The following is a 26,523-nucleotide window of genomic DNA, read 5'->3' as shown; positions in this document are numbered from 1 at the left end:
AATCAGTCTTTATATTCTTCAATTTGGATATTGCGGTACCATATCTCCGCACCCTCCGACTGAAGCAGGATCCGGCCGTTGGAAACACTCAGATATTCTCCTTCATTTACAATAACGCCATTGACGATAAACCGGAACCGTCCGTTGCGGTAGATCAGTTCCAGTGAGTTCCACTCTCCGTTCTTCCGTTCAGCATCTTTGGTTTTCGCAACCCTGGCATAGTCTTTAGGCTCAGTCTGCAAGCCTTCAATAAAGGTAGTGACGCTGTCGATTAACCAAAGATCGCCTACGTCTCCTTCCTGTATCTGGAACTCGGCCGACTTCGGCCATATGCGGTTATCATTTTCGCCTACATGGAAGCAGATGCCGGCATCGCGCTTGTCGCGCTCCCTGGGCGGAAATTTCCTAGTACCCCACTTGAAGTCGAGCAGCAGACGGAAGTTATGATAAACTTTATCGGTCGCCACATATCCAATCTCTTCTCCGGTTACATAGATGCTGCCATCGGCTACCGAAATCACTTTCTTGGGATCGGTGTTGAGCCCCCGCTTTTGTATATATTTCGTCCAGCCGGTAAGGTCCTTGCCGTTGAACAGTGGTTTGACATTGCTTTGCTGGGCGCTTACCGAGAGGCCAAACAGCAACGACGTGAACAGGGTTATTGATTTGTACATTTAAGGTTTAAAATTATTTATTAATGCTCATCTCCATCGTCATTTCCATAGGAATGTTCATTTCTTCTCCGTCCGCACCGGCTTTGCTCATGGTTGTGGTTCCTTTCATTGAGGTGGTGATCTTCCCTTCGGAGATCCAGCCAGTTTTGCGGTCGAGTTTAAGATTGCCTGACAGACCACCGCTAAGGACGACCTGCGCCGTCCTGTCGCCACCTACTGATTGCTGTGTGTCGGTGTTGAGCGTGGAGTTTGCATTCAGTACATAATCGGTAGCGGTTAATTCGGAAAGTGTATACTTCGCGTCCATGCTCATTCCTATGTTGCCTGGTGCTTCGTGGTGTACCGTCCAGGTATCACCCTTAGCTACAGCCTGGGTCGGATATATGCCTGAAAACGATTCTAGATTTCTTTTAAAGGATTCTGTGCCGAACGCACCAGAGATCTGACCCCGCTGCTCTTCGCTGAGACCGGAGGATTCTTTAAACGCTGTTTCCAATATCTGCTGGAGGTTTGTCGCATCCGTAATTTTACCAAGTCTGGTCATTTTGATTTGAAACGGTTTTCCTACAATGTTATTCAGGAGACGGGATACCATATCATCGGCACCGGTCTGCCCCGAAGAAAAACTCATTGCAGCACCTGGAAAAGCCACCTTCATGGAAAGCTCCTTATAAGTGGCGTCAAACACATAACCTTCAGCCGTGACATTGTTAACCTTATATTCAACGGAACTGATCATATCAATAGTAATATCGATAGTCTGACCGGCAGCGGCCTGTTTCACGACGCTGTGCATGGTCATTTTCTGGGGATACACCTCGCCGTTTTTCAGATTGAGCTGCAGGGTATACTTTTGAGCCTGCGCTGAGAGGCACAAAAGCGGAATGGTGAGGATGTTTAAAACTGTTTTTCTCATATGATGTTGCGTTAATGCTGTTGCAAGATAGCAAAAGATTAATGCTGATTGTATTTGCAGGTTGCTTTATTTCGTTTATTTTAGGAAAAGAATTACTTAATCAATGACCTATTTACCAGTGAACGAAAAACAATACCCAGTTCCGGAAAACGAAATGGAACGCATCATTAGCTTGTCTGAGCTTGACCTGGATTATGCTAGTTTATCCGAAAATTTTAAAGATCTGACGCACCTGGCTGCAAAAGTTGCAGGCACAGACATTTCTTTAGTGAACCTGATCGACTCTTTTACGCAGTGGACCGTGGGCAGACATGGCCTGGAAATAGATCAAATGACCAGAGAGGAGTCGGCCTGCCAGTATACCATTATGGGAGACGATCATTTTGAGGTTAAAGATCTTTCGGCAGATGAGCGTTTTAAGGAGAATTTTTACGTAAAGGATCCGCTTTCCCTGAGGTACTACTTCGGCGTGCCGCTTAAAAATAATGATGGGGCAAACCTGGGCGCTCTTTGTGTGCTTGACACGCAGCTGAAATCGCTGACACCGGAAAAAGTCGAGCTGCTTAAAATCATTGCAAACGAGATCGTAAACCGTTTGAACGTCCATAAGGTGATCGATTCGTTGCGGACCAAGGTGAAGGATGCTAATGAGTCTAAAAAGAAAGTGGCGCATGACATTCGAGGCCCGCTGGCTGGGATTATTGGTTTATCGGAGATTATCGCGGAGCAAGGTTCAAGCGTTAAGCTGGAAGAGGTGCTCGAATTCATTAACCTTATCAACAGGAGCAGCAAATCGGTACTTGAGCTGGCTGATGAAATATTGACCGAGGAAAGTGCTGTTCGAAACTTAAAAGAGAATCAATTCAATCTGAACGTGTTTGCTGAAAAGCTACAGAAACTCTATGCACCGCAGGCTGTTAATAAAGGTGTTCAGCTGGACATTGAGCTGATGAAAGGTGCGGAACATATTCCGTTCTCGCGCAACAAGCTGCTGCAAATCGCGGGCAACCTGATATCTAACGCTATAAAGTTTACCGGTAAAAATGGACGTGTGCATGTGGTACTGAATTTGATTGTACAATCACATCAAAATATACTTAGTATCAGTGTTTCAGATTCAGGAACGGGCATGAACCAGGAAATGATAGACAATATTATGAGCGGCGGGGCTAAGTCGACCGCAGGCACTTCAGGAGAAAAGGGCTACGGTTTCGGGCTTTCGTTGGTTAGCCACCTCATCAATGGCCTGGGAGGAAGCCTAAGCATTAACTCAGCACCCGGACAGGGAACAACTTTTCTTGTACTTATCCCGCAAAACAATGTGTAGACCTTTCAGCTGTTTCTTTGTTGCAGTAATGCTGTGTTTTGCTGTAACTGCAAGGGCACAGTCCGGGCAAAGCTCCGACGAACTGTTTCAACAGGCTAGGAAGCTTGCTTTTGAGGAAAAAAACTATGCGGAAGCAATTCGTATAACAAAGTCTGCCCTAACTATGAGCCCGGACTATGCAGATATCAGGATATTTCTTGGAAGATTATACACCTGGAACGATGAACCTGACAGTGCACGCCGGGAGTTCCATCGTGTTCTGTCTGCCGAACCGGATCACCTGGATGCCTTGCTGGCAGTCGGAAGCCTTGAGTTTTGGGAAGATAATTCACTTAAGGCGCTTGAATATGCGAACAAGGGTCTTGGTGTTGATCCTAAGGCGCGGGATCTGCTCTTGCTTAGGGCAAAAATCCTTAACGATCTGAAAAGGTGGCCTGAAGCGAACGCTGATCTTGAAATTGTATTGAAAGCAACGTCGGGCGACACGGAGGCCCGCGCACTCGCAGCCAGGGTAAGGGAAAATTCTTCGAAAAACAGGATGGGTGTAACCTATGATTTTGTGTATTTCGATAAACAGTTTGATGACCCCTGGCATTTGGCAAGTCTTGATTACAGCAGACAAACTGGCTTGGGTTCGGTTACCGCCAGAATAAACTACGCGAACCGGTTCAGAAGTAACGGCCTGCAGTTTGAGCTGGATGCCTATCCCCGGATCTCAAAGACCTTCCAGGCCTATATCAGTGGTGGCTATTCCGACGACGTTGGGGTGTTTCCAAAGTATCGTGCAGGCTTTTCATTATACGCTAACCTGCCGGCCGCTTTTGAAGCAGAGGCTGGTTTTCGTTATCTTAACTTCGGTGAGGCAACATGGATATACACTGCTTCGGTAGGCAAGTACTATAAAAGCCTGTGGTTTAACCTGAGAACCTTCCTGACACCCGCCCATAAAAATATCTCAAGGTCTTTTGCGCTGACTACAAGATATTACTACGGCGGAGCGGATGATTATCTGAGTTTGCGCCTGGGTACCGGGGTTTCACCAGATAACCCCCAGAATAACGTGCTGATTGGAAACACCGATTTTAAACTGAGGTCGAACAATATTAATCTTGGATTCCGTAAGGCGGTTAAGACGCTTAATGTATTGACTTTAAACGTTGGGCTGGATAACCAGGAATATCTTGTGAACACGAAGGGCAATCAGATCGATGTTGGGATTGGTTATATGAGACGCTTCTGAAATGAGCAAAAAGAAAATCACTTGGATCGCTTTGTTACTGCTTCTGCTGCTACCCTTTTGGATGTGGCTTGCATGGGCCATGTCTTCTAAAACGAAGTTGGTCGCCGCAATTATAGACAAAACTGTACTCACCCGCCAGGGTCAGGAACATTTATCGCTCACATGGATATTAAACCATGAACGGTTTACGAAAACACGGACCAAACCTTACCAAATAGCTGAAGACTACTTCGGATTTTTCCCTTTGGACAACGAAAAGTACAGGCTGAAAGGGCTGGAACGCTTCAGTGAGGAGCAGCTGGCACAGTTGAGCAATGACGCGGATATAGCCTACTATACAGACACATACGGCATCTTTAACAATGAGTGGCGGCAGCACGGCGACGATAAAGAGCGATCTGGCCTTATATATGGGGGATTGAGTGAGCAGGATATGAACTTCCTGAGGTTAATGAAGGCGAAGCGAAAACTGATCATTACAGAATTTAATACCATAGGGTCGCCCACCAATACATCCGAGCGCCGTTCGTTCGAGAAATTGTTTGCAATGCGCTGGACAGGCTGGACAGGGCGTTTCTTCGAAAGTTTAGATACCAGCAGGAACAAGGAACTGCCCGGATGGCTGATCAGGAATTACAAAAGAGATAACAGCAACCGCTGGCCTTTCAAAAAATCCGGAATCGCGTTTGTAAGTGAATCTGACCAGGTAGTTATTCTGGAAGACAGCACACACATGACCATGCCGCTTCCCCATATCGTGAGCACTGAGGAGGGCGCGAACAAGCTCGGGCTGCCCCGGCGGGTCAAATATCCATTTTGGTTTGACGTGGTAGTCCCTGATCGGAAGATCAATAAGGAGATGGCCTCGTTCGAAATAGGACTTAACCACCATGGCCGTCGTGTGCTGGACCAGCACCATTTGCCGCACCGCTTTCCTGCTGTGCTTTCGCACGACGGTCCCGATTACCGCTTTTTTTACTTTTGCGGTGACTTCAGTGACAACCAGGTGAGCATCACTTCTTCCTACTTTAAGGGTATAGGCTTTTTTAAATGGCTGTTTTACAACAGCGACAACCCGATGGAGCGCTCAAGTTTCTTCTGGAACTTTTACAGGCCGATGGTCACAAACATACTTCAGGCCGAAAAAGATCGCTTAGGCAGGTAACTGGTTACTGGGGCGCAAATCGCTTGTAAATGGAGTCGGGCAACAAAGGAGATCCATTGCTCAGCTTGCTGTTACGCTGCTTAAACCGGTCAAACGCCCGCTTCAGCTGACTTTTCTTTTGTTCATCCTCAACGGCTTCCTCACTCATATTTGGCGAGAGCTTGTAAAGCTGGCTTCCGTTTAAATGGTATTCGTCCATAATGAAGTCGACGATTTCTGTCTTGGTTTGCATGAGCGGATAAGCGTGAATGTTCCTGAATGCCCGCGCCGTATCTAAGCCCAGCCCCATCCAGCTGCTCAAAGCTGGCGCCGGCAGCTGATAATTCTGTTCCAGGAAGCTGAAGAGGCTGGGTGCAATGTCGAAATGCGTGGAGACCGAGTTAAACGCCGCGGTTCTTTTCAGAAGCGGCGAATAGATCAGGAGCGGCACATGATACCGGTCTATTTTACTGCTCATCGGGATTTCCGGCATCCTGTGGTCGCCCGTAACAACAAAAATGGTTTGCTGGTAATCTGCACGCCTTTTATATTGCTCAAAAAACTCCTTCAGCGCCTGATCGGCGTACATAATGGTGGAATACTGTAAGGCATAGTGCCGGTAAGTGTCTTTTTTCGACTCGTCGAAGCCCAGGTCGGACATTCTTTTTTCGAACACCGCGGTATATCGCGCCTGCTCATTTATGATAAATGGATTATGCGTAGCAACGGTAAGTATCACATTAAGCTGAGGTGTGAGAGACGGCACCGCAGCGGTTTTTGAAAAGTAATGTCTGAAGAGTTCCTTATCGCTATAGCCCCAGGTGAAACCGTTGACAGCGGGCATTTTCCTGTATCCGGCCGGAAAGCTCTTTGCGTCGTTGACCTGGTCGACATCGTTCTTTTTCAAAAAGATATTCATATTATCGAATGCTGCATCTCCTCCATAGTAAAAGGCGGTATGATAACCTGCCTTCTTTAAAATGTTGTATAATGAAAGATGTTCAGGCATATCGTTGCCAAGCTCAAGAAAACCGTTTCTGGCAAATGGCAGTGAGGCCATTATGGAAGGGAGTACGGCAAATGTTCGCCCGCCCTGACTAAGGAAATTTTTCCAGTAAAGACTTTTTCCGGCGAGGGAGTCCAGAAAGGGCGTAAAGTTACCCAGATATGCGCCTTCGTTGGTGAAGGCTCTGCCCAGGCCTTCGACAAGGATAATAACTATATTTGGACGCTGCTTACCCGGTTGGAAAAACGGACCGAGTACATCGCGGCTGACCTCCTGGTGTAAAAAGGGGTATTTCTCTTCATCTGCATATTTAAAAGCAACGTTACCGGGAGCCGCGGTTATGTAATCGCCTATATAAGCATCGGCGTAAATATCGACGTCATCGTCGCCCGGAAAAAAATGATCGTAGCTGTCGGAGAAGAAATAATCAGCTTTGTTTGTCACCAGATTATTGTTGAAATCTGAAGTATATCTTGGTCCCTTCCAGGAAGCGTACGCAGAGGTTAGGTGGAGCAAAAGGGATAGTACCGGGAAGGCTACAGCCAACCAGAATGGCACCTGCAGTTTGCGGGGGATATACCTGAGGCTAAGCGCTATCGCAGCAATAAAGAATAAAAGAAATATCAGAGGCAGAAAGCCTATACCACCTGAAGCGCCGACTGTTTGCCTGATGTCGGCCAAAGAGTAACCGAAAAGGTCGGCCCCTAATGGCACCAGCGACACATTGAAATACTGGATAAGCAGCAGATGCGTTATGGTGATGAGCACGATAAAAACGCTGAAAACAAGTTTGGCCAGACCAGGCTTGGCGAAATAAAGTAAAACGAACAGGATATAAGCTGCAACCTGCCATTTCAACCAGAACAGAAAACCGGCCAGCCATGACCAAAGCACCATGGCAGGCCAACCTGCAGGAAACTCATGGGTGAGCCCATTTAATACAATTTCAAAAAGGCCGATGCATAAAACCGCCATCAGCCAGACCAATGAAAGCTTGATAAACAAATGTGACGCTGCTTTTATCCGGATCATCTTAGTTCGGCTTTTTTGTGAAACCCTGCCTGGTCATCTCGCCCCAGGCATTCTTTTTTCTCAGGAGGTCTATATTTCCCATAACGGCTGACCACACCACGAAGGGATGGAAAATAAATGGTTCAACGAATGCCGTTAAAACCAGCATAAGGATATCGCGACTACGTTTATATTGATTGTAGGTCAACACCTCCATAAGAATGGCAAAAACGGAATACAAAAAGCCGAAACTGAAAATAAAAAACAACAGGCCCAGGAAGAAAGTCCAATGAATAAGTCCGAGCAGTACGAATATAAGGAATGCCACCATCCCCAGAAACTCAACGATCGGTGCTAAAAACTCGAAAAAAAACCAGTAAGGATAACTAACCATACCTAAAAGGCGGTATTTGGGATTGAAGAACATGACCTTATGCATCTGCAAGGTCTCTATCGTACCGCGGGTCCAACGGTTACGCTGCCTGCCCAAAATCTTAAAGGAGGCAGGCGCTTCTGTCCAGCACAGCGGATCAGGAATAAAACTAACTTTGTAAGGCTCGTTTTGCTCTTCCATGTATCTTCTCATCCGAACAACCAGTTCCATATCTTCACCCACCGTATTATGGTTGTATCCGCCACATTTAATGACAATATCCCGATCGAAAGCACCAAAAGCCCCGGATATTAATAAAAGGCCGTTAAGCCTGCTCCATGCCATCCTTCCTAACAGGAAGGCCCTGATATATTCCAGCGTTTGCACCCTTGGCAGGAATTGCCTCGGCAAATTAACCTTAACAAGTCGACCGTTTTCGACCTCGCAGCTGTTGGCTATGCGGATAACACCACCCGTGGCAATGACGCGCTTCTCTGTCGTTTCCAGAAAAGGCTTGGCTAGTTTAAGCAGGGCATCCTGCTCAAGGATACAGTCCACGTCAATACATACGATGTAACTGTTTTGAGCAATATTAATCCCCACATTAAGAGCGTCTGCTTTACCGCCATTTTGTTTGTCGACCACAATAAGCTTCCTGTAAACAGCCTTATTGCTTTTATAAACACCCCGTACCGGTTTGGTGTGGATCTGCGGATTCACAAAAAAATCTGCCTTGTAAAGGTCGTAAGCATTAATAAGCTTTTCCAGTGAATCGTCTTTGCTGCCATCGTTAATAATAATCACTTCCAGGTTATTATAGTTAATCGACAGCAGCGACCTCACATTCTCGATGATGTTAGCACCCTCGTTGTAGGCCGGTGCCAGTATGCTGATGCTTGGCGATTCGTTGGAGCCGGCAAGTACCCGGTAATCGGTAAAACTATTCTTGCGGAGATAATTTCTTACCTCGCCGATGGAATACGCACCGATAAAAAGATAGCCCGACAAGAGCAGCACGGAATAGAGCAAAAGTCCGTAGGTAAAGATATCTAGTAATATAGTCTGCCAGCTCATTTCATTTCATTTTTTACTTGTGCTACCATCTCATTGATGGGATAGACATTCGTATCTACGTATTGTTCGAGGAGGTCGGTTCCTTCACCAATAATGAACAGTGTGCGTACAAGTGCAAGTTTTAGGCCGAGGTGAGATGTAGACAAAAAATTTATCAGGGCAGGTACGTCTTCCCTGTCGCCGATTTTGGCGAGAACCTTTGCAATGACCAGCTGGATATCGACGGGTTGACCGGGAAATATTTCAACAAGTCTATCGGAAGTGTTTTCCGTGTATATGTCGGATAGTGTCAGGACAGCCTGTGCGCGCACTTCGGCCTGGGGATGATCAAGGCATAGCATGATATCGTCGTACAGTTCGAAATGATGATAATTCCGGGCGAGCTTAAGTGCGAAAATGATCACACTGGCATTGTCGGATCGTAGCCAATGATCAACACCCTTAAGCTCTGTGTGCGGCAATTGGGAAAGTTCTTTCAGCAGGCGGATCTGCTGCCATTCGGAAATCTGGTAGGATACGTTGTCTAGAAACCGAAGACCTTCGAAACCAGATAGTTTAAGTACGGCAATCTGAGCTTCGACTCGAACCAGGTCATTTTTATCGTTGGTGAAGCGGGATACAAGATTCAGATGCTCGGTGAGTTCCATGGCGCCGATCTGCTGCAAACCATGCGATTTTTTATGCCATTGCGAGCTCTCCGCCATTTTAAGCGCGAACTTGTCGAGCCCAAGCTGTATGTATAGCCTCTGAAGGTTGCGGAACGATTGCCCCGAAAGGCTTCTTGAGGCTGAAACAATTTTTCTGGTCAGATGATGCCTGAATCGCTGGTTCGCCAACAGCTTATTTAATCTGGTGGTGATCGGTATAATATGATGCTTATCGTCTTCGTCAAAAAAGATCGCCTTGCGAACCAGAAGGTCGGACATGTGGTTCCATTTACCGTATTTCTGTCGCCGTTTCTTTCTGACAAGCAGATAAACGCTCATAAATACCGTCAATGTAACTGCAGTACCAAGCAGAAATATCAGGGAAACACCAAGATAGATCATTTGGGGACTTGTATGGCCAATCTTCTGATGCGGACGGAGAGCTCATTCGGACTGAATGGCTTGGTGATAAAATCATCTGCACCGAGCTTAAATGCCTCTAAGACGACATCTTCCTGCCCCATAGCAGACAGGATGATGATCGGTGTGTTGAGCTTTTCCTTAACTGCACCTACGATTTCGAGCCCGGAATTATAGGGCATCATGATATCTGAAATGACCAGATCCGGACTCATGGTGTCAATTTTGGAAAGGGCCTCCCGACCGTCCCTGGCAATGACAACGTCGTGTCCGTCCTTTTTTAAACGGAACTCTAGGGTCTTAAGCATTAATTCATCGTCTTCAGCAATCAAAATTCTCATACGGATATTAAGGGATGTTTTGTGTTTTGTATATGCTAATATAAATAAACTAAAAGACTATGTAAGTTGTTCTTTTTAAAAAAACATAACCCTATGAAAACGAATGAAACAACACAGCAGGACGTGGACAATGTATTGCTCATGTCGGCACAGCAGAACATCGGTGAACGACCGGAGCGACCGGTTGACGACGCGGACGAGATGAGCGACTATGACTCATCGGAAGATACCGGAAATACGGAGGAAGATCTGGACCTGGACTTAAGCGATGATCCGGATACTGATCTGTATGAAGATGATTTGGACGCATTAAACGGAGAAGACGATGAAGACTAACATATTAAACCTGCCGTTCGCTTTGATTGCTGCCTGTGCAATCGGCGCTTGTTCCGGAGCCCGGGAAACGGCAGTTACCACAACAGGTACTGCACCTGTAACCGGCGCTGAAGCTGTAACGGAAAATCTTAACACGCCGGATAAACCGACAGCCTTAACATCAGCAGGAAGCCAGATCACACTGGATACCCTTGCATTAAACTTTCCGACAGACCAAAACGGACAGATAAGCGCTGCCGATTTTGTTGCACACGCGGCGCTTGCGGGAAAGAAGGAAGTGGAACTGGGACGCATTGCCCAGCAAAAGGGACAGAGCGCCGAAGTTAGAAGTTTTGGTGCAATGATGGTGACAGATCATACTAAGGCGAACGCAGAACTGCAGGCCCTGGCTACATCGAAAAACATCAGCAAAATGCAGCCCGACTCTATTCCTGTGGATATGGACATCGCTATGGCATCCAAGCAGCTTAACGCACTAAGCGGCGAGCAGTTTGACCGCGTGTACCTGACGACCATGCTAAATGATCATCGTAAGGCGATTGCCCTGCATGAGCTTGGCGCTAAATCATCAGATGCGCAGGTAAAGGCCTATGCGGAAAAACACTTGCCTTCGCTTCGCAACCATATGGCTGCGGTAGAGAAACTGCAGTAGTGAAATACTAAGACATAACAAGGGCGCCCTCCCCGCGGAAGGCGCCCTTGTTATGTTTCAAACCTTATATTATTTAATGGAACCTTTTACGGATTTAGCCGAATCAAGGTGCATCTTCAAAATAGGAAGGGTTTTAGAAGCGAAGGCTTTAATATCGGCGTCTTTGGATGTCTTCGACGCATCTTCAAATAAATTGACATCATCTTTGTGGTCGTCGACCATCATGGCCATGTACTTCGTATCGAATTCTTTGCCTTTGAGAAATTTAATGTCATTGATATGATGCTGCATTTCTTCGGGCATGGTAGAGGGAAGACGGATGCCTTTAAGTTCTGCCAGGGTCATCAGTTCCTGATTTGCCTTGCTGTGATCTTTGACCATCATGGCACCAAAGGCCTTCACACGTGGATTGTCTGACACTTCCTGGGCAACGGTACCCAGTTCGACTTCCATCTTTCCGCCAGCGGCTGCTTTAAGGGCAAAGGTAACCAGCGGGTTAGATGCTGTATCGGCCGCATTGTGAACGGTTGTGGCCGAATCATAAGAAGACAGACTGTCGGTCCGCGTTTCTACCGCTACTGTATTTTTGTTGCTGTTGTTGGTACAGGCGTAGCATAAAGAGCCTATAGCCAGAACAAGTAGAGATTGATTTAATTTTTTCATAGCTGCTTTTTTTGTTCTAATAACAAAATGCACCGGGCTTGGTTTTATTTTACACAGGCATGTCTGACCGACGGGATGAGAAACTTTGCTAAACCGTAAATTTGCGCCCTCAAAAAGATCAGAACTTGCGTACTGCTAAAAGACTTAAGCCGGAAAACCAAGGCATATCAACCGTGCTTGCATTTGCACTTATTCCGATGTCGGGTTTCGCTACCGATGTATACATACCTTCGCTGCCCAGCATGGCGGCTTCACTTAAGGCCAGCGACATACAGGTGCAGCTGACGCTCAGCCTGTTCTTGATAAGCTATGGCGTTTCACAATTGTTTGTAGGCAGTTTGCTCGACAGCTTTGGGCGTTACCGGATCAACCTGGTAAGCCTGGCGGTATTCGCGCTAGCCAGCCTGACGATTGCCAACACTACCAGCATTTATATGATTTATGCGATGCGTATTGTACATGGCATTACGGTCGGCGCAGTAGTGGTGTCTAAGCGAGCTTATTTTGTGGACCTGTTTTCGGGCGACAAACTGAAGCATTATCTGAGCATGTTTTCCATTATCTGGGCTACTGCACCAATCATCGCGCCGTTTGCTGGCGGTTATTTGCAGACGTATTTTGGCTGGCAGGCAAACTTCTATTTTCTGACAGCTTTCGCCGTTGTTATTCTTCTGCTCGAACTGATTTTCAGTGGAGAGACGATCAGGCAGAAAATGAGCTTTAACCTGAAAACCATCTCCAGCGTGTATGGAGATATGCTGAAAACGCCAAGTTTTACGCTGGGCATCGTGATGCTGGGACTGGCATACAGCATGGTGATGATCTATAACATGACCGGTCCGTTCATTATTGAACACCAGTTGGGCATGACCCCTATTGTTGCGGGTTACAGTTCGCTGATCCTGGGCGCGGCGGTGATGACCGGCGGGATGGTTAGTAAATCGACGATAAACCGGCCTTTTAACAAAAAGCTGTTCGTAAACCTTGGCATACAATGCGCCGCCGGACTGCTGATGCTTGGGGTGATGGGTTCTGCGGAAAATCTGTATACGCTGATCATCTTTGCTTTTATTATCCACGCAGCTTCAGGGTACACGTTTAACAGCTTCTTTACCTACTGCCTGAGCCGCTTCCCAAAAAATGCAGGTATAGCCAGCGGGTTAACCGGCGGTATTAACTATGTAGTGGTTTCCTTCCTGAGTTATGGGATCATATACCTTATACCAGCCAGCGGCGGGGTAAACCTGAGCTTGAGTTACCTGCTGCTGATCTTACTTTCGGGCGCTTTAATGGTATTTATAGCCCGGATCTCCAGGACCAACCCGGAATAGCTACATAAAGAGCAGTAGTTTTTCGAAAAGATCTTCTTTGACAAAGGGTTTTGATATGTATTCGTTCATACCCGCGGCTTTACAGCGATCGCGTTCGTCTGAGAGAACCGAGGCGGTCATAGCTATGACCGGCACATCAAGGTTCAGTTCAGTCCTGATGCGTCTGGTGGTTTCCCGCCCATCTATCTCGGGCATCTGAATATCCATGATCACGGCATCGAAGCGCTGGGTTTTAAGTCGCTCGAGTGCGTCGAAACCGTTGTCACAAAGCGTTGTGGATATCCCGGAATTTTCCAGTGTTTTGACGATCACTTTCTGGTTGATGATATTATCTTCCACAATAAGTATGCTTTTGCCTTTAAGCAACTCAAATTTATTGGCCTCTGCTATGGTGCGCACGCCTACAGGTGCCGGCTGGAATGGGATTTCCACGACAAAACAACTTCCTTCGTTTAGTTTGCTGCTTACAGATATCTGGCCGTTATAAAGATTGACGAGTTGTTTTACAATGGCCAGACCCAGTCCGGTGCCACCGTATTTGCGACTGATGTCCAGACTGGTTTGGGCGAAACTCTGAAAAATATAGTCGATCCGGTCTTCCGGTATACCGATGCCTGTATCGGTAATCCTGAAAATAACCATGACCAGGCTGGAGTCGTGGCTCCTGGCTGTGACGTCGATGGTAACCGATCCTGATGGTGTGAACTTAATGGCGTTGGAAACGATATTGGAAAGAATCTGGTAAAGCCGCAGCGGATCGCCCAGAACGCCAAGGGGCACTTTATGATCTGCATGGAGCGACAGGTTGAGTTTGCGTTCGGCTGCCTTAAACCGCATGGCAGAGAGCACCTGATTGAGAACTTCTGATATCTTGAAGGAAATGCATTCCAGTTCAAGCCGCCCAGCCTCTATCTTGGCAAAATCGAGAACATCATTGATAAGCACCATGAGATTATTGGATGACTGGCTGATGATTCCGACATATTCAGCCTGTTCTTCGGTCAGCGGCGTCGCCTTGAGCAATTCGGCCATTCCCATCACCCCATTCATGGGCGTACGGATCTCGTGACTGATATTGGCCATAAACTGTTCCTGGGTAAGCCGTGCATGTTCCGCTTCCTCACGGGATTTCCGTAGCCCCTCCTCGCTCAGGATACGCTCTGTAATGTTCCTGCTGATGATTGCAAAAGCGTAGGTCTGACCGGTAGCATCTCGTAGCGGGAATTTCCGTGTAAAGAAGTAATTTTTCTCGCCATCTATATGAACCACTTCTTCAGTCTCAAAAGGCGAAAGATGGGGGTCGGCCCGCAAAGATGGGTTCTCAAAATTAAGGGACCTGCCTGGATGAAGTTCCTTGAACAATTTCCCCGTAATGTAATTTGCTTCGAGGCCTAAAAATTCACAAAAGGACTTGTTGACGTAAAGTATGCGCCCGGATTGGTCGGCTATATGCATGGCCGTGCTGGTGGTGTCGAGCAGCGACTGCATAAACAGTGCGTCGTTGGATAATTTAGCGGCGCTTCGCTTATTTTCTCTTTTACCCGAAATGAAAGCTGCTGTTAACAGCAGAGCAAGCAGGGCCAATACATATCCTGTGTTTCTTGAAGTCTCCGCAAGTCTGGAGATGTTATAGTTGGTATTTTGAAGCTGGCCTTTTACGATTTTCCGGTAATCGTACAACAATGTCCAGACCACGTCCATTCTCAATTCATGATTCACTACGGCCCTGAGTGCGCTGTCGGTGTCCCGAAGTCCGTCAACGTCGGCCGTCATCAAGGCCTCTTCTGTCATATAGGCTTCCTTGATCCTCTGGGAATATTTTTTCAGCACCGAACTTGTCGCTGAAAGACTCCTGAGGCTGTCGAGCGACTGCCGCACAATGAATTGATGGGCGAATATGGTTGCCCGCATCGCGGGAGACGGCTCTGAAAGATAAGATCGATAGTCTTGCTGTACTGAACCCAGGTTATCGTTCGCTTCTTCCGAAAGATTGAGCAGCACCTGGAGCTTGACAGCCGATCTCTGGTTCGAATGAATTGCGGAAAGGTTATACAATTGAAATACAACGACAATTGCTATGAAAAATAAGAGGCAATAAAATACACTTCCCCTGATATTCTTAGAATTCATTCCTGATATGAATATAGATCTCCCCTGATCGATTATTGTCGTAAAATAGATATTATAACATTTAAATTTGCATACTTTTTAAAAATCCTTACTTTTGCCCCACTCTGGTAACGTTTTGTTGCCGCAGCCACACGGGGGATTAGCTCAGCTGGCTAGAGCGCTTGCCTGGCAGGCAAGAGGTCAGCGGTTCGACTCCGCTATTCTCCACTAGAAGAAAGCCTTTCAGTTCGACTGAGAGGCTTTTTTATTTTAATCCAAGCGACGTTAATCAATCATTCTCCTACCACGCCCTTGTCGGCCAACTTTCGAAGGCAGGTTTTTGTACAAAATATACCATGTAAGAAGAAACATGATCGTCTGAATTACAAGTACATAAACTGTAGCGTCACGCTCTGCAAACATAACGGCAAAACTGAGCACTGTTACAGGTAATGTTAATACTAAACCAACTGAAACCCAGGTATTATACAGGGGCGGAACGAGACAGAACAAGCAAATTGTACCAATCAGGACATAAAGAAAAGCAAAAAGAAAGGAGAGCCATAAAGGTGATATCTTCATGAAAAGCAATTATGATTGAACCTGAGCAAAAATAAAACAAAAAAGCCCCTTATAAGTGGCTTTTTTTTTGGTTTGTGTTTGCCTTGCTACGCCTATCTGTCCAGCTACTGGCCAGGCGCTAAACAGCTACTGTTCAGTATCCAGTTAGCGCAGACTGATGAATAGCTGATCCAACTCTGCATAGTAGCTGATAAATATAGTCTGGCTGATGCCTCATCATACGGAGCCGGCCAGGGAGGTTTCGCAAGAATAGAAGTGCAAACATCATTAGCGGATTTTTGTTAATAGAATACAGACCATTATTATTATCTTTCATTCATCACCAATTTACGCATTTCGATGACGACAAAACCTTCCTTTTGGCAGCGCATAGGCATACAGGACTGGTTTCTGACCAATGACGGGACTACACCTGGCAATGCTAAGCCGCTTACGCCGAATATGGTATACAAGTACATTATCGACCGTTTTGAGCAGTCGATTTCCGAGCTTTCTTTCTCTGAACGGGTGATTTTTTATCATGAATTTATTATTTGTCTGAACGTGGAGGATTACCGCGAATTTATGGCACACAAGAAAGGGATTCTCGGACTTGTAGCGCATGAAACGGTGAAGAAATTTTATGAGATTTTGAATAAGATGGTTGAAAGCGGGAAACGGGTGGAACCTGCGAGTAACAAGTGGGTGTTTCGCTTTGTGTCGCACCCCGATTACCGCAAGGGGGATATCGGTTTTATCGGCAAGTTGCTGCCCGACAGCAATCAGCAGGAGGAAAACCTGAGGGTGACTTTCATTCCGCGGCAAACGGGTATGGCACAGACGTTTGATATCAATAATGATATATTGAAGGACTTCATCTATTATAGCGAAGGGTACTATGAAATTCCGTATGTGGATACGCTAAAACATGACGAGAAAAAGGTGACCCAGGCGGTTAGCGCTGTTCTTGCAAGGTTTGAGACGACGATACCTGATAAGGCTTACACGGGAAAAAAGCTGGAGTATATGATGAAAGCAGCCGAAATTACCGTGTCGGGCGATGAAGAGACCCGCGAGGAATCGAGCGTTTTCCGGATCCCTTCGGAATGGGTAAACACACCGCATCTCCGCATTCGTTATGCGGCTGATGAAGAGAAGTTCTATCTGGCTTCTTTCGGGGAGAAAACAATTGTAAACGAGGTATTGGTGGAGCGAAGCGATGTGGACGAGCCTAAGTGGCATGAACTGCCGGTAAACTCGAGAATCATATTGAACGGCATAATTGGTATGAATATATTTAAATCTTAGTATGTCGCAGATTTTAGCGGTTGCGCTTTTCGTCATTTGTGTGCTTTTGCTGATTGCACACTTCAGGAACATTAAAAATTCGCCAAAAAAGAATGGATAAGAGTTATTTTGGACTAACAGATCCCGGCCGGGTTAGGGACAACAATGAGGATACTTTCATTGCGGAGAAAACCAAAAACAATGATGTTGTTATTGCCTGCGTAATCGACGGCGTGGGGGGCTATGCCGGGGGCGAAATCGCTTCGGCTATTGCCAGAAAATCAATCATTCAATTCCTGAACCGTCCTAATGCGGATTATCCTGCGCTGATGCGGGATGCCATTATTGCCGCGGATGAGGATATACGCGCTGAAAAAATCAAGAACAACGGTCATGAACAAATGGCCTGTGTGCTTACCCTCGCGGTAGCTGATCTGGACAAAAATCAGTTTTGGTATGCCCATGTTGGGGATACGCGGCTGTATCTGCTGCGTGACCGCTCGCTGGTCAAGATCTCCAAAGATCAGTCGTTCGTTGGCTTTATGGAAGATAGTGGGCGGCTGACCGAAGAGGAGGCCATGCGCCACCCGAAGCGGAATGAAATTAATAAGGCGCTGGGTTTCGGCGTAAGTATTGCCGCTCAGCAAGATTATATTGAAACGGGTCATTCCCCCTTTTTGCCTGGTGATGTGTTGCTGGTGTGCAGTGACGGACTGAGTGATATGGTGAACCGGCAGCAGATGACGGACATTTTGAACAGTCCGGCTTCGCTGCAGCAAAAGGCGGAGGCCCTGGTTAAGGCAGCAAACCTGAACGGTGGTCTGGACAATATCACAGTAGTGCTTGTGAAGAATGATAAGCAGTCGGCCCAACACGAACCAGCCATGCCGGCAAGCAAAAGCCGAAAGCAGGGTCCTGTCCCTGCGCCGGTCGCAGGCAAAGCTGAGAACACTGAAACGAAGACGGTGCAGTGGGAAGGCGACAGGCTTTCGGCAACACAGGGTGCGGGGCATAAGACCGTGCGCAGCAATACCGGGTGGATCACTTTACTCTCCATACTTTGTGTTGCTATGGCCGGCGTGATTGCTTACTTGCTATGGCAGAACAATCGCGCAGAACTTCGCAGTATGCAACAGCGAAAACTGAGTGTTATAAAGCCACCGAGGAATGCACAGGAGAAAAAGTTGCAGGACACGATCAATAAGCTGAACCAGAATGTGCTGATCTTGACGGATTCTCTGTTTAAATCGCCGATACAGATCACAGAGCCCTTACAGATTGATCGCGATACGCTGTACCTGATTGCAGAAAAGAATATTACGTTGGTGGCAGATTCTACATTTAAAGGCATTCCGATCAATGTGAGGCCGGCCAACAAGCACCTGCGTCTGGAGAACTTTACCTTTCAGAACTTTTCGACGGCGATTGCCTCGGGCAGCAATGCGCTTGAATTCAGGAAGGTGCGGTTTATTAACACGCCCAACGCTGTGCAAAGCGTATTTCGCTTTCCATCGGGCAGCTCCGTTAGCGGAGCTGTTCCCGCCAGCACATTCACAACCGATTCCTTACCTGAAAAGATGAATTAACTATGCGCTTTCTGTTTTTGATCATATCTATTGTTTTAGGCGCACTGTTTTTTACGTTATATAACCACCTTCAGGATGGTTTTGACGAGGTGCCCTCGCGTTTAAGGAACGGCACCATGATAAACCTGAACGACAAGCAACCGGGAAAACGAATGCGCCAGTTGCTCGAGAAGGGTTATTATTTTGAGGACCCGCGCGATATGGCGCTGGTGGAGCGTGTGGTAGCAACGGCCAGTAAACCGGCCGGACTGGTACTCGACAATGTTGGCGAGATTAATAAGAGTCGGTATTTCGTAGATGCCGATATGGCTTTTGCAGAGGGTGGCAAAAGTTTTAAGCGCCGGGTACTGGATTCGAGGGCGCTACTGGGCTATACGGGCGAAGATTCGCTGCGTTTTACGCAGGAGCGTACAAATCCGCCTAAGCTTCCTGCTGTTGCGGATATGAAGAAGGGGGCATACAGCATTACCGGGAAGATTGTGGACTCGCTGGACCGACCGGTGGCGGGTGTATTGGTTAAGCTGCACATGGTGTTGCCTCAGGACAGCACCTACGCTGAAGATGAAGTGGGTGTGAAGACGCTGGGACTGACTGCTTATGTACGTACAGATGGGAATGGCAGCTATGCCTTTATGCACCTGCCTGATGGTAAGGCTTACCAGGTATTGCCTTTACAGCCGGGCTCGCAGTTTGGCCGTTCGCAGGGCGTACAGGTGCTCGACAGTGATGTGTCTTTTGTTTTCCGGCAAAGTCCGCATAGCATACGCTTGTTTTCGGCAAGGGATTTTAAAATTCTGAAAAAAGAACGCTCACTCATTGTACGGACGCCGGAAGAGTTTAATCAGTGGTTCCTCATTATTGCCGGATCCTTCTTCTTTGGTTTCTTCCTGCTCAAGGCTATCCTGGCATGGAAGTTTCCCCAGGCAGATCAGTTGCTCCTTCCGGTAATTATGCTCATGACGGGCTTATCGTTCATCTCTCTTCTCAGTTTGCAGGACCCATTGCGCGACCGCTTTCTGGCCAGAGATACACTGACGTTTTTTGGTATAGGTATAGGCGGCATTATTGTCATGCTGATGGTTAAGTTCAGGCGACTTACGGTCGACTCTGGCTTTTACCGGATGTTTATTCTTGGCCGGAGCAGCGGGAAGGCCAGCGGATGGCAATGGGCCATTGCCTCGCTCGTTCTTCTTGGCTTAACAGTCGCTTTCGGCAGCGGTCCGGAAGGTAGCGGGGTTAAGGTAAACCTGTTTGGTGTTCAACCCAGCGAACTGGTAAAATATGGCATTATTTTATTCCTTGCCGGCTTTTTCGCCAGCAATGAAAAGTTCATCACAGAATACAGCAGCTGGCACAAGCGCTGGTACTTCTTCTCTTTCGCGCTGGTGGCTATGGTGCTCGCCATTCTGCTGTATCTCACCCTGGGCGATTTGGGTCCGGCGATGGTGGTATGCTTTACATTTATTATTTTATTCTCCTTTTCAAGGGGCGATTTTGCGATGATGATGGTAGCCATCATCACCTATACTTTGTCGGTTTGGTTTCTGAACATCTGGCTGGGCAGTCTGCTTACAGCTGTGTTACTGACGCTTGCGATGATTTTCTATGAAAAGCGCACCAGTGAATCGGCCATTATGATTATTATGGTTATGGCTGGTTTCCTGCTTATCGATCAGATTCCGTATCTAAATAAACTGATACCGGGACCGGTGAACCGCCTGAATGAGAGAAAGTCGATCTGGCAGGATCCATGGAATAACGAGGTGTATGGGGGCGACCAGGTGGCGAACGGTATATGGGCTATGGCTGGCGGGGGCATCAGCGGACAGGGTGTTGGCGAGGGCTTCGCTAAGAATATACCTGAGGCGCATACGGACATGATCCTTCCGGCTATAGGTGAAGAGTTTGGTTGGGCAGGTGTGGTTAGTATTTTCATTTTGTTCCTTATTTTCCTGAACCGGGCTGTAGTGATTGGTCGGCAGACGGGTACGCCCTTCCTCTTCTATTTATGTTCGGGCATTGGCATCAGTATGTTTGTACAGTTCCTCTTGATCGCAGGGGGGTCAACAGGCGCCCTGCCTTTGTCGGGCGTTGCCCTACCCTTTATCAGTTACGGCGGCTCCTCGCTGGTGGCGAACATGCTGGCAACGGGTGCGTTGCTTTCCATCTCTGTGATCAGGGGAACTCCGGTGCAGATGGAGTTTATTACCCGGCAGCAGGACCGCAACCTCGTGCCCGCTTTGTTGTCGGCCAGTATTGCGATACTGCTGCTGACTTTCACGGTTTCGCGTTATATTATTGATAATAAAAGATGGGTGGTGCACCCGGCTCTGGTGGCCGACCGCAGCGGGCTTCGCATGTTTAGCTACAATCCGCGCATCTCTATCTTAATGAATAAACTGGAGGCGGGGCAGTTGTACGATCGCAAAGGGCGCATACTGGCTACAAGCAATCCTGATTTTGTGCGCAAGCAGCGTAAAACTTTGCAGGCAGCCGGCGTAAATTACAATCTGGACTCGGCAGAACATAAACGGGTAGACCGCTACTACCCTTTTGAAGAGCAGACGTTCTTCTGGACCGGCGACATGAATACCGGTGTGTTTACCGGCAGTACGAACGGCTATTTTGCCGAGTACGAACACGCTGCGGAACTCAGGGGTTTCCGGACACCAACGGCTTCGTTTAGCACTAAGGCTAGTAAATACCGCGAAAACCGCTTCCTGCCTCGAGGTGTTAAAGAGATGACGGTGAGTAAGCGCGACTACGCGGCTCTCGCCCCGCTCCTGCTGGCGGGCATTAACAGTGCCGATGTGGATGCCTTCAAAAAACGTAACCGCGATGTGAAACTGACGATTGATGCCAGGTTGCAGGCCACGATACAGCAGTCGATAGCCAAAGACGATTCGCTGCAGAACAACAGGGTATCGGTGGTGATTATGGAAGACAACACCGGCGATGTGCTTACCTCGGCGGTGTATCCGCTGCCACCAGTGAAGGATTGGGAGCTTCTGACCATGAGCGCCGCAGAACAAAACCGCTTGTCGGGATGGTATACCAACAGCGACCTTGGTTTTACTTACGCTACGCAGCCGGGGTCGACCGCCAAACTGGTGACCACCATGGCGGCGTTTAACAAGTTGGGTTTGGCGGCGGCCGAGCGAAAATTTCCGGTGGCTGCGCATGAAAGAATCCGGACTAAAGGTCTCGAACCTGATGAGACTGGCTTGATTAGTCTTGAACGGGCCTTAGTAAAGTCGAACAACGTTTACTATATCAAGCTGGCCAACGAGGAGCACCTGGAGCAGGATATGGCTCGTCTTTATCTGAAAACAGGTATGTTTCTTCACGGGGTTGGCGGTTATTATTATGAAAGGGGTGCAGTTAATGCTGAGCAGGAAAAGGAGTGGTTTTCGCTTTGGGAAAAGACAGAATTTAACACAAAGCCGCCTTACGATCCTGCAAGGATACGCCGGACGAGGGCCAAAGGGATATCTGGGATGTCGTGGGGACAGGGTGAGCTGATTGCCACGCCGGCGGCTGTGGCCCGGATGGCGATGGGCGTGGCCAATAACGGTACGCTGATTGACAATCGTTACGTATTAAAGGTGAGCGATTCGGCGACTTCGGTGAAACCGGGTATAAAACTTGCTGAAAACCCAAAGTATGCCGAGCTGATGAAAGATTATATGCTGAAGCAAAGTGCGGGCAAGGTTTGGACGCTGAAAATGAATGTTGCCGGAAAGACGGGTACGCCGGAACGGATATGGAAGCAGGAGCAGATTAACGACGGCTGGTACGTTTTCTTTGCGCCCAAGAAGGATGGCCGGGGTCATGTGGTAACCTGCATCCGGATCGAATCGACCAAAGGTTCCAGCAAAGCGGTGTTACTTGCTGGCCAGCATGTGATCCCTGCCCTGCTTAAGCTGGGATATATCAAGGATTTTAAAGAGGAATTGGAAAAAGGTAAGAAAAAGCAAACAGCAAATAAGATTAAAGCCGATGAGTATGTTCAATCTTTTTAATAAGAACACCCCGGATAAACCGAGGGATATAAAAGCGATCAGGGAAGCCATGCTGTTTTTCATAAAACAGGAGATGCAGAAGATGGAGGGCGGCGAAGGACGGTCGATAAAAGGCTTGCAGCTGTGCATCGCCTGTTTGCCGGAAGAGCGTTACCTATACGACGCTGCGGTTTTCTCAGCGGAAGAGAATCGCTTTAAACAGGAGCTGCAGCGGCTGGCGGATGATTTTGCTATTGACCTGCCCGAACGTTGGACGCTGGATATTGCCTTTCTGGATGAATTGCCAGAAGGCGCTGTGAAAATGGATCAGTTGGATGTGGCACTCTGCATTAAAATGCCGGAGATCACCATTACACAAAAGTCGGACACCGCTTTTCTGCGCGTTCTGAACGGCGAAGCGGAACAACAAGAATATACCATAAGTGCTGCCGACGGACGTATTAACATCGGCAGGGAACGGTTGGCGCAGGATCAGGATGGCTTTGTGCGTGAAAACCACATTGCCTTTCCGGACGGCAGCAGCAACCAGGCCAATAAGTATGTGAGCCGACAGCACGCACATATCATTTGGAATGAGGAGAGCGCTGCCTTCATGTTGTTTGCCGATGATGGTGGCGTACCGCCAAGGAACAAGGTAAAGGTAAAATCGCCCTCGGAGCATAACCCGGTGAAACTGACCTTTACTGAACTGGGACATGCGCTGCAGGAGGGTGATCAGATTATTCTGGGCGAGTCGGCCGTGCTGGAATTTAGTTATAGCTCACACCAATCTGCGACAGTCTGATGGCGAAAGTATTTACGATAACGGAAGGGCTCGAGAACATGGGAGCGCTGCGTACAGGCGGCCAGGGTTCTGTGTATAAAGGTAAACGAACGGGTGCCATTATTACCGCCGTAAAATTGTTGCCTACGCCCATCCATTCGGAGGATCATGAGGACAAACATTTCCGGGATTTCCAGAATGAGGTGGAAAAGCTTAAGAAGGTTAACGAAAACCCAAGTCCGAATGTCGTGAAAATCCTGAGCTCGGGCCTCACCGAGAGCGGTGCCCTCCCTTTTATAGAGATGGAGTATATCGAGGGCCCCGAGCTGGAGGAATTACTTAAACCGCCGCATCAGCCTGTGTTCAGCATCAGGGAAAGCTTGAAGCTTGCCCAGCAGTTGGCCGCTGCGCTGGCGCATTGTCACCGTGTGGGCGTGAAGCACGGTGATATAAAGAGCAATAACGTGAAGTTTAACGCGAGCACAGGCAACTATGTACTGCTGGATTTTGGTCTGGCCGTGATGTCGGACGAGCAGCGCAGAACGAGTTTGCGGAACGCTGGAGCCGTCGAATTTATGGCTCCTGAGCAACATGAAGGCGAAATGCTTTTCCAAAGCGATGTTTACAGCTATGGTATTATTTTATATGAGCTGCTTGCTGGTACTGTACCCTTCCCGCTGATTAACAGTCACGATACCTCGCGCAACATGGTGATGCTTGCGCATATAGAAAAAGAGATACCGGATCTGCTGGCTTTGAGAGAGGCGCGCTTGCCTGAAAGCTGGTCGGACGACAAGCGAAGTCACGAAATGCGGGTTCCACCCTGGTTGCTGCAGGTCATTTACAAATGCCTGGAAAAGCGCCCGGAGAACCGGTTCGCCAATGGCGCGGAACTTTATGAGACTATTTGCAGCTATATGGAAGCTGCCGATCGGAATGAGGATGCGGCCATCATGCTTGACGCTTACAAGGAGCAGAATGAAAAGCTTTTGGCTACGGTGAAACGGTATGAAAGGTTGGATAAAGCAAAATGGTGGATAGCCGCAACGGCCTTAATACTTGTCATGTTAAGCTTTTTAGGTGTGGCTGCATTGTTCGACGATCGGGCTGACTTGCCCCAAAATGGAGTTCTGCCTGACACCAGCACCCAGGCACAGCAATTGGCTGATACGGCAGCCGCGCCTAAAAGTGATACAGTGCGGAATACGGCTGTGCAGCCGCCACCTGTGAATAAAAAGCGTAAGGATCCGAAGAAAAATAGGCGGACAAAAGATGGATTAGTTGATGATGTACCTTATTTTTAGAAAATAATATTCAAACTATGAGCAAAGTATTTACCATAGCAGAGGGGCTTGAAAACCTGGGTGCGCTGCGTACGGGCGGACAAGGTTCTGTGTATAAGGGTAAGCGGTTGGGCGAAATCATTACTGCCGTAAAGATATTGCCTACGCCGATCCTATCGGAGGACATGTCGGACAGGAACTACCGCACGTTTAAAAATGAGGTGGAAAAGCTAAAGAAGGTAAATGAGGTTCCGAACCCGAACGTAGTTAAGATCATGAATTACGGGCTCACCGAAAGTGGCTCCTTCCCGTTCATAGAAATGGACTATATAGAGGGGCCAGATCTCGGTGATCTGCTGAAACCTCCTCATGAGCCCGTATTTACAATAAGGGAAACGATTAAGGTGGCCGAGCACCTGGCCAGCGCTTTAGCACATTGCCATAAAGTGGGTGTTAAACATGGCGATATCAAGAGCAATAACGTGAAGTTCAACACGGCAACGGGCAATTATATTTTATTTGACTTTGGCTTGTCGATCATGTCGGACGAGCAGCGGCGGAGTAGCATACGCTATGCCGGTGCGGTTGAGTTTATGGCGCCCGAACAGCATGATGGAGAAATGTTCTTTCAGACGGATGTGTATAGTTATGGTGTAATTCTGTATGAACTGCTTGCAGGCTCAGTACCCTTCCCACAGATCAACAACAGTGAGACACACCGGAATGCAGTGATGCTTTCCCATATGGAAAAGCCGGTGCCCGACCTGCTGGACCTGCGGCGGCAGAACATCCCCGAGGGCTGGTCGGCTGAAACAAAAGCTGAGGAGATGAACGTGCCGGCCCGGCTTCTTAATCTGATCAGGAAGTGCCTGGAAAAGCTTCCTGAAAAAAGGTATGCAGACGGCATGGCGCTTCAAAATGCGCTGATTCATCACAGAGAGCTTGTCGCACCACCTATGGAGACCCCTGGCATGGCTTTACCCGAACCTGAGGAGGCCTCGCCAGAGGCGGTGAGGGTTTCCAAGCCAATATTCTACGTGATGGTATTAGCGCTGGTTGCGCTCACGTTATTTGCGGCTTATTCTATCTATCTGAACGATATTAATCAGCGGCAGCTTGCATACTATACAGATAGTCTGAGCAATACGCCAGATACGACATCGCTTGTCGCGGAAACGATACCGGAAGACACGGTAAATACCATTAAGCCTATCATTACAGATACGGCAGCGCTACAGGGCAGCACGGATGTAGACAGTCTTAAACAAATCTATGAGGCGCAAATGGGTGCCGAGCAGCCAACGGAGCAGCAGTCTGCAATTCCAAAAGAAAACACGTCAAAAAACAAAGACATTGTACTGGTTAGTGAAGGTGTTCGTTATCAGCTGCCCAAAGGCACCCTGTTCTTTTACGATGCCCCTCAAACGGATGCGTCTAAGCGCGGGGTGTTCGGTTTATGGACCATGAATAAGTTTAGCGTAGTAGATGAACAGAATGGTTTTATTTATGTAACCCACACGAATAATGATGGCGAGGTTACAAAAGGCTGGCTTAATAAAGCCGACCTGAAAGAGGTTCCATAATTTTTTTTAGTTTTTTTAAAACTTTTTATAGTGCCTCACGTTATATATTCGGTTTGTTTGGTTTAGGTTGATCTGTGGTGGGTCAACCATCTTTAATAACAGGGATAGCTTTTAGCTTATCCCTGTTTCTCTTTTATTTCAGATTTTCTTAGGCACAATTCGGGGCAAATTCTA

20 protein-coding genes and 1 tRNA gene are annotated in these 26,523 nt (G+C 47.7%); 13 read left to right on the top strand and 8 right to left on the bottom strand.

What is annotated here, in order from left to right; translation table 11 throughout:
• Nucleotides 1–2: 2 nt before the first annotated feature.
• Both J3P40_RS07705 and J3P40_RS07700 read right to left on the bottom strand, forming a co-directional pair.
• Entirely contained in the window at nt 3–674 is a 672-nt protein-coding gene (locus J3P40_RS07705; protein WP_256004319.1) for a 3-keto-disaccharide hydrolase, read from the bottom strand.
• 13 nt (nt 675–687) lie between these two features.
• Nucleotides 688–1,590 (bottom strand): DUF6263 family protein, encoded by a 903-nt coding sequence (locus J3P40_RS07700; protein ID WP_256004318.1) that lies wholly within the window; start codon nt 1,588–1,590, stop codon nt 688–690.
• Between the two features lie 103 nt (nt 1,591–1,693).
• On the opposite strand from J3P40_RS07700, the gene J3P40_RS07695 reads away from it, so the two are divergent.
• From J3P40_RS07695 to J3P40_RS07685, 3 genes are read left to right on the top strand one after another with little or no spacing between them, the layout of a single operon-like run.
• The gene (locus J3P40_RS07695) at nt 1,694–2,917 is read left to right on the top strand and encodes a GAF domain-containing sensor histidine kinase (RefSeq protein ID WP_256004317.1); all 1,224 of its coding nucleotides are present in this window, start codon (nt 1,694–1,696) and stop codon (nt 2,915–2,917) included.
• 28 nt (nt 2,918–2,945) lie between these two features.
• Nucleotides 2,946–4,157, top strand: a complete 1,212-nt coding sequence (locus tag J3P40_RS07690) for a YaiO family outer membrane beta-barrel protein (protein ID WP_256004316.1) — start codon at nt 2,946–2,948, stop codon at nt 4,155–4,157.
• 1 nt (nt 4,158) lies between these two features.
• Nucleotides 4,159–5,322, top strand: a complete 1,164-nt coding sequence (locus J3P40_RS07685) for a hypothetical protein (protein ID WP_256004315.1) — start codon at nt 4,159–4,161, stop codon at nt 5,320–5,322.
• 4 nt (nt 5,323–5,326) lie between these two features.
• On the opposite strand, the gene J3P40_RS07680 is transcribed toward J3P40_RS07685, so the two are convergent.
• The 4 genes from J3P40_RS07680 to J3P40_RS07665 are packed head-to-tail and all read right to left on the bottom strand — an operon-like array spanning nt 5,327 to nt 10,173.
• Entirely contained in the window at nt 5,327–7,339 is a 2,013-nt protein-coding gene (locus J3P40_RS07680) for an LTA synthase family protein (RefSeq protein ID WP_256004313.1), read from the bottom strand.
• Between the two features lies 1 nt (nt 7,340).
• Nucleotides 7,341–8,765, bottom strand: coding sequence for a glycosyltransferase family 2 protein (locus tag J3P40_RS07675; protein ID WP_256004311.1), 1,425 nt, complete (start codon nt 8,763–8,765; stop codon nt 7,341–7,343).
• The gene (locus J3P40_RS07670) at nt 8,762–9,814 is read right to left on the bottom strand and encodes a HEAT repeat domain-containing protein (protein ID WP_256004309.1); all 1,053 of its coding nucleotides are present in this window, start codon (nt 9,812–9,814) and stop codon (nt 8,762–8,764) included. The genes J3P40_RS07675 and J3P40_RS07670 overlap by 4 nt, the downstream gene beginning before the upstream one ends.
• Nucleotides 9,811–10,173, bottom strand: coding sequence for a response regulator transcription factor (locus J3P40_RS07665; protein ID WP_256004307.1), 363 nt, complete (start codon nt 10,171–10,173; stop codon nt 9,811–9,813). Before J3P40_RS07665 ends, J3P40_RS07670 begins: the two co-directional genes overlap by 4 nt.
• A 93-nt stretch (nt 10,174–10,266) precedes the next feature.
• Between J3P40_RS07665 and J3P40_RS07660 the strand changes: the two genes are divergently transcribed.
• Nucleotides 10,267–10,509 carry a hypothetical protein gene (locus tag J3P40_RS07660; protein WP_256004306.1) on the top strand — a complete coding sequence of 81 codons (243 nt, stop codon included), beginning with the start codon at nt 10,267–10,269 and terminating at the stop codon, nt 10,507–10,509.
• Nucleotides 10,499–11,161 carry a DUF4142 domain-containing protein gene (locus J3P40_RS07655; protein WP_256004305.1) on the top strand — a complete coding sequence of 221 codons (663 nt, stop codon included), beginning with the start codon at nt 10,499–10,501 and terminating at the stop codon, nt 11,159–11,161. The genes J3P40_RS07660 and J3P40_RS07655 overlap by 11 nt, the downstream gene beginning before the upstream one ends.
• 69 nt (nt 11,162–11,230) lie before the next feature.
• Here the strand turns inward: J3P40_RS07655 and J3P40_RS07650 are convergent, their stop codons facing one another.
• Nucleotides 11,231–11,824, bottom strand: coding sequence for a DUF4142 domain-containing protein (locus J3P40_RS07650; RefSeq protein WP_256004304.1), 594 nt, complete (start codon nt 11,822–11,824; stop codon nt 11,231–11,233).
• Between the two features lie 101 nt (nt 11,825–11,925).
• On the opposite strand from J3P40_RS07650, the gene J3P40_RS07645 reads away from it, so the two are divergent.
• Entirely contained in the window at nt 11,926–13,155 is a 1,230-nt protein-coding gene (locus J3P40_RS07645; RefSeq protein WP_256004303.1) for an MFS transporter, read from the top strand.
• Here the strand turns inward: J3P40_RS07645 and J3P40_RS07640 are convergent, their stop codons facing one another.
• A complete protein-coding gene (locus J3P40_RS07640) occupies nt 13,156–15,285 on the bottom strand; it encodes a hybrid sensor histidine kinase/response regulator (protein WP_256004302.1) in 2,130 nt (709 codons plus the stop codon). It abuts the gene before it with no gap.
• 133 nt (nt 15,286–15,418) lie between these two features.
• Between J3P40_RS07640 and J3P40_RS07635 the strand changes: the two genes are divergently transcribed.
• The 7 genes from J3P40_RS07635 (at nt 15,419) to J3P40_RS07605 (ending at nt 26,349) form a co-directional block, all read left to right on the top strand.
• Nucleotides 15,419–15,492: transfer RNA gene (locus tag J3P40_RS07635), tRNA-Ala, on the top strand.
• Nucleotides 15,493–16,185: 693 nt separating this feature from the next.
• Complete coding sequence (locus tag J3P40_RS07630) at nt 16,186–17,133, top strand: FHA domain-containing protein (RefSeq protein ID WP_256004301.1); 948 nt, start codon at nt 16,186–16,188, stop codon at nt 17,131–17,133.
• Between the two features lie 92 nt (nt 17,134–17,225).
• Nucleotides 17,226–18,698 carry a PP2C family protein-serine/threonine phosphatase gene (locus J3P40_RS07625; protein WP_256004300.1) on the top strand — a complete coding sequence of 491 codons (1,473 nt, stop codon included), beginning with the start codon at nt 17,226–17,228 and terminating at the stop codon, nt 18,696–18,698.
• Between the two features lie 2 nt (nt 18,699–18,700).
• Nucleotides 18,701–22,720 carry an FtsW/RodA/SpoVE family cell cycle protein gene (locus J3P40_RS07620; protein ID WP_256004299.1) on the top strand — a complete coding sequence of 1,340 codons (4,020 nt, stop codon included), beginning with the start codon at nt 18,701–18,703 and terminating at the stop codon, nt 22,718–22,720.
• Nucleotides 22,704–23,504, top strand: coding sequence for an FHA domain-containing protein (locus J3P40_RS07615; protein ID WP_256004298.1), 801 nt, complete (start codon nt 22,704–22,706; stop codon nt 23,502–23,504). Before J3P40_RS07620 ends, J3P40_RS07615 begins: the two co-directional genes overlap by 17 nt.
• Complete coding sequence (locus tag J3P40_RS07610) at nt 23,504–24,787, top strand: serine/threonine protein kinase (RefSeq protein WP_256004296.1); 1,284 nt, start codon at nt 23,504–23,506, stop codon at nt 24,785–24,787. The genes J3P40_RS07615 and J3P40_RS07610 overlap by 1 nt, the downstream gene beginning before the upstream one ends.
• A 17-nt stretch (nt 24,788–24,804) precedes the next feature.
• Nucleotides 24,805–26,349: a serine/threonine protein kinase gene (locus J3P40_RS07605; RefSeq protein ID WP_256004294.1), complete on the top strand. Its 1,545-nt coding sequence runs from the start codon at nt 24,805–24,807 to the stop codon at nt 26,347–26,349.
• Nucleotides 26,350–26,523: the final 174 nt, after the last annotated feature.

Origin of the sequence: Pedobacter deserti (genome assembly GCF_024436415.1) — a bacterium.
Lineage (GTDB): Bacteria > Bacteroidota > Bacteroidia > Sphingobacteriales > Sphingobacteriaceae > Pedobacter > Pedobacter faecalis.
The sequence above is the reverse complement of the archived record's forward strand: the minus strand, read 5'-3'. Positions and strand labels throughout refer to the sequence as shown.

Bases quoted from the DNA above. Each gene is read 5' to 3' on its own strand.
- J3P40_RS07705 (WP_256004319.1), bottom strand. From the start codon at position 674: ATGTACAAATCAATAACCCTGTTCACGTCGTTGCTGTTTGGCCTCTCG.
- J3P40_RS07700 (WP_256004318.1), bottom strand. From the start codon at position 1,590: ATGAGAAAAACAGTTTTAAACATCCTCACCATTCCGCTTTTGTGCCTC.
- J3P40_RS07695 (WP_256004317.1), top strand. From the start codon at position 1,694: ATGACCTATTTACCAGTGAACGAAAAACAATACCCAGTTCCGGAAAAC.
- J3P40_RS07690 (WP_256004316.1), top strand. From the start codon at position 2,946: ATGCTGTGTTTTGCTGTAACTGCAAGGGCACAGTCCGGGCAAAGCTCC.
- J3P40_RS07685 (WP_256004315.1), top strand. From the start codon at position 4,159: ATGAGCAAAAAGAAAATCACTTGGATCGCTTTGTTACTGCTTCTGCTG.
- J3P40_RS07680 (WP_256004313.1), bottom strand. From the start codon at position 7,339: ATGATCCGGATAAAAGCAGCGTCACATTTGTTTATCAAGCTTTCATTG.
- J3P40_RS07675 (WP_256004311.1), bottom strand. From the start codon at position 8,765: ATGAGCTGGCAGACTATATTACTAGATATCTTTACCTACGGACTTTTG.
- J3P40_RS07670 (WP_256004309.1), bottom strand. From the start codon at position 9,814: ATGATCTATCTTGGTGTTTCCCTGATATTTCTGCTTGGTACTGCAGTT.
- J3P40_RS07665 (WP_256004307.1), bottom strand. From the start codon at position 10,173: ATGAGAATTTTGATTGCTGAAGACGATGAATTAATGCTTAAGACCCTA.
- J3P40_RS07660 (WP_256004306.1), top strand. From the start codon at position 10,267: ATGAAAACGAATGAAACAACACAGCAGGACGTGGACAATGTATTGCTC.
- J3P40_RS07655 (WP_256004305.1), top strand. From the start codon at position 10,499: ATGAAGACTAACATATTAAACCTGCCGTTCGCTTTGATTGCTGCCTGT.
- J3P40_RS07650 (WP_256004304.1), bottom strand. From the start codon at position 11,824: ATGAAAAAATTAAATCAATCTCTACTTGTTCTGGCTATAGGCTCTTTA.
- J3P40_RS07640 (WP_256004302.1), bottom strand. From the start codon at position 15,285: ATGAATTCTAAGAATATCAGGGGAAGTGTATTTTATTGCCTCTTATTT.
- J3P40_RS07630 (WP_256004301.1), top strand. From the start codon at position 16,186: ATGACGACAAAACCTTCCTTTTGGCAGCGCATAGGCATACAGGACTGG.
- J3P40_RS07625 (WP_256004300.1), top strand. From the start codon at position 17,226: ATGGATAAGAGTTATTTTGGACTAACAGATCCCGGCCGGGTTAGGGAC.
- J3P40_RS07620 (WP_256004299.1), top strand. From the start codon at position 18,701: ATGCGCTTTCTGTTTTTGATCATATCTATTGTTTTAGGCGCACTGTTT.
- J3P40_RS07615 (WP_256004298.1), top strand. From the start codon at position 22,704: ATGTTCAATCTTTTTAATAAGAACACCCCGGATAAACCGAGGGATATA.
- J3P40_RS07610 (WP_256004296.1), top strand. From the start codon at position 23,504: ATGGCGAAAGTATTTACGATAACGGAAGGGCTCGAGAACATGGGAGCG.
- J3P40_RS07605 (WP_256004294.1), top strand. From the start codon at position 24,805: ATGAGCAAAGTATTTACCATAGCAGAGGGGCTTGAAAACCTGGGTGCG.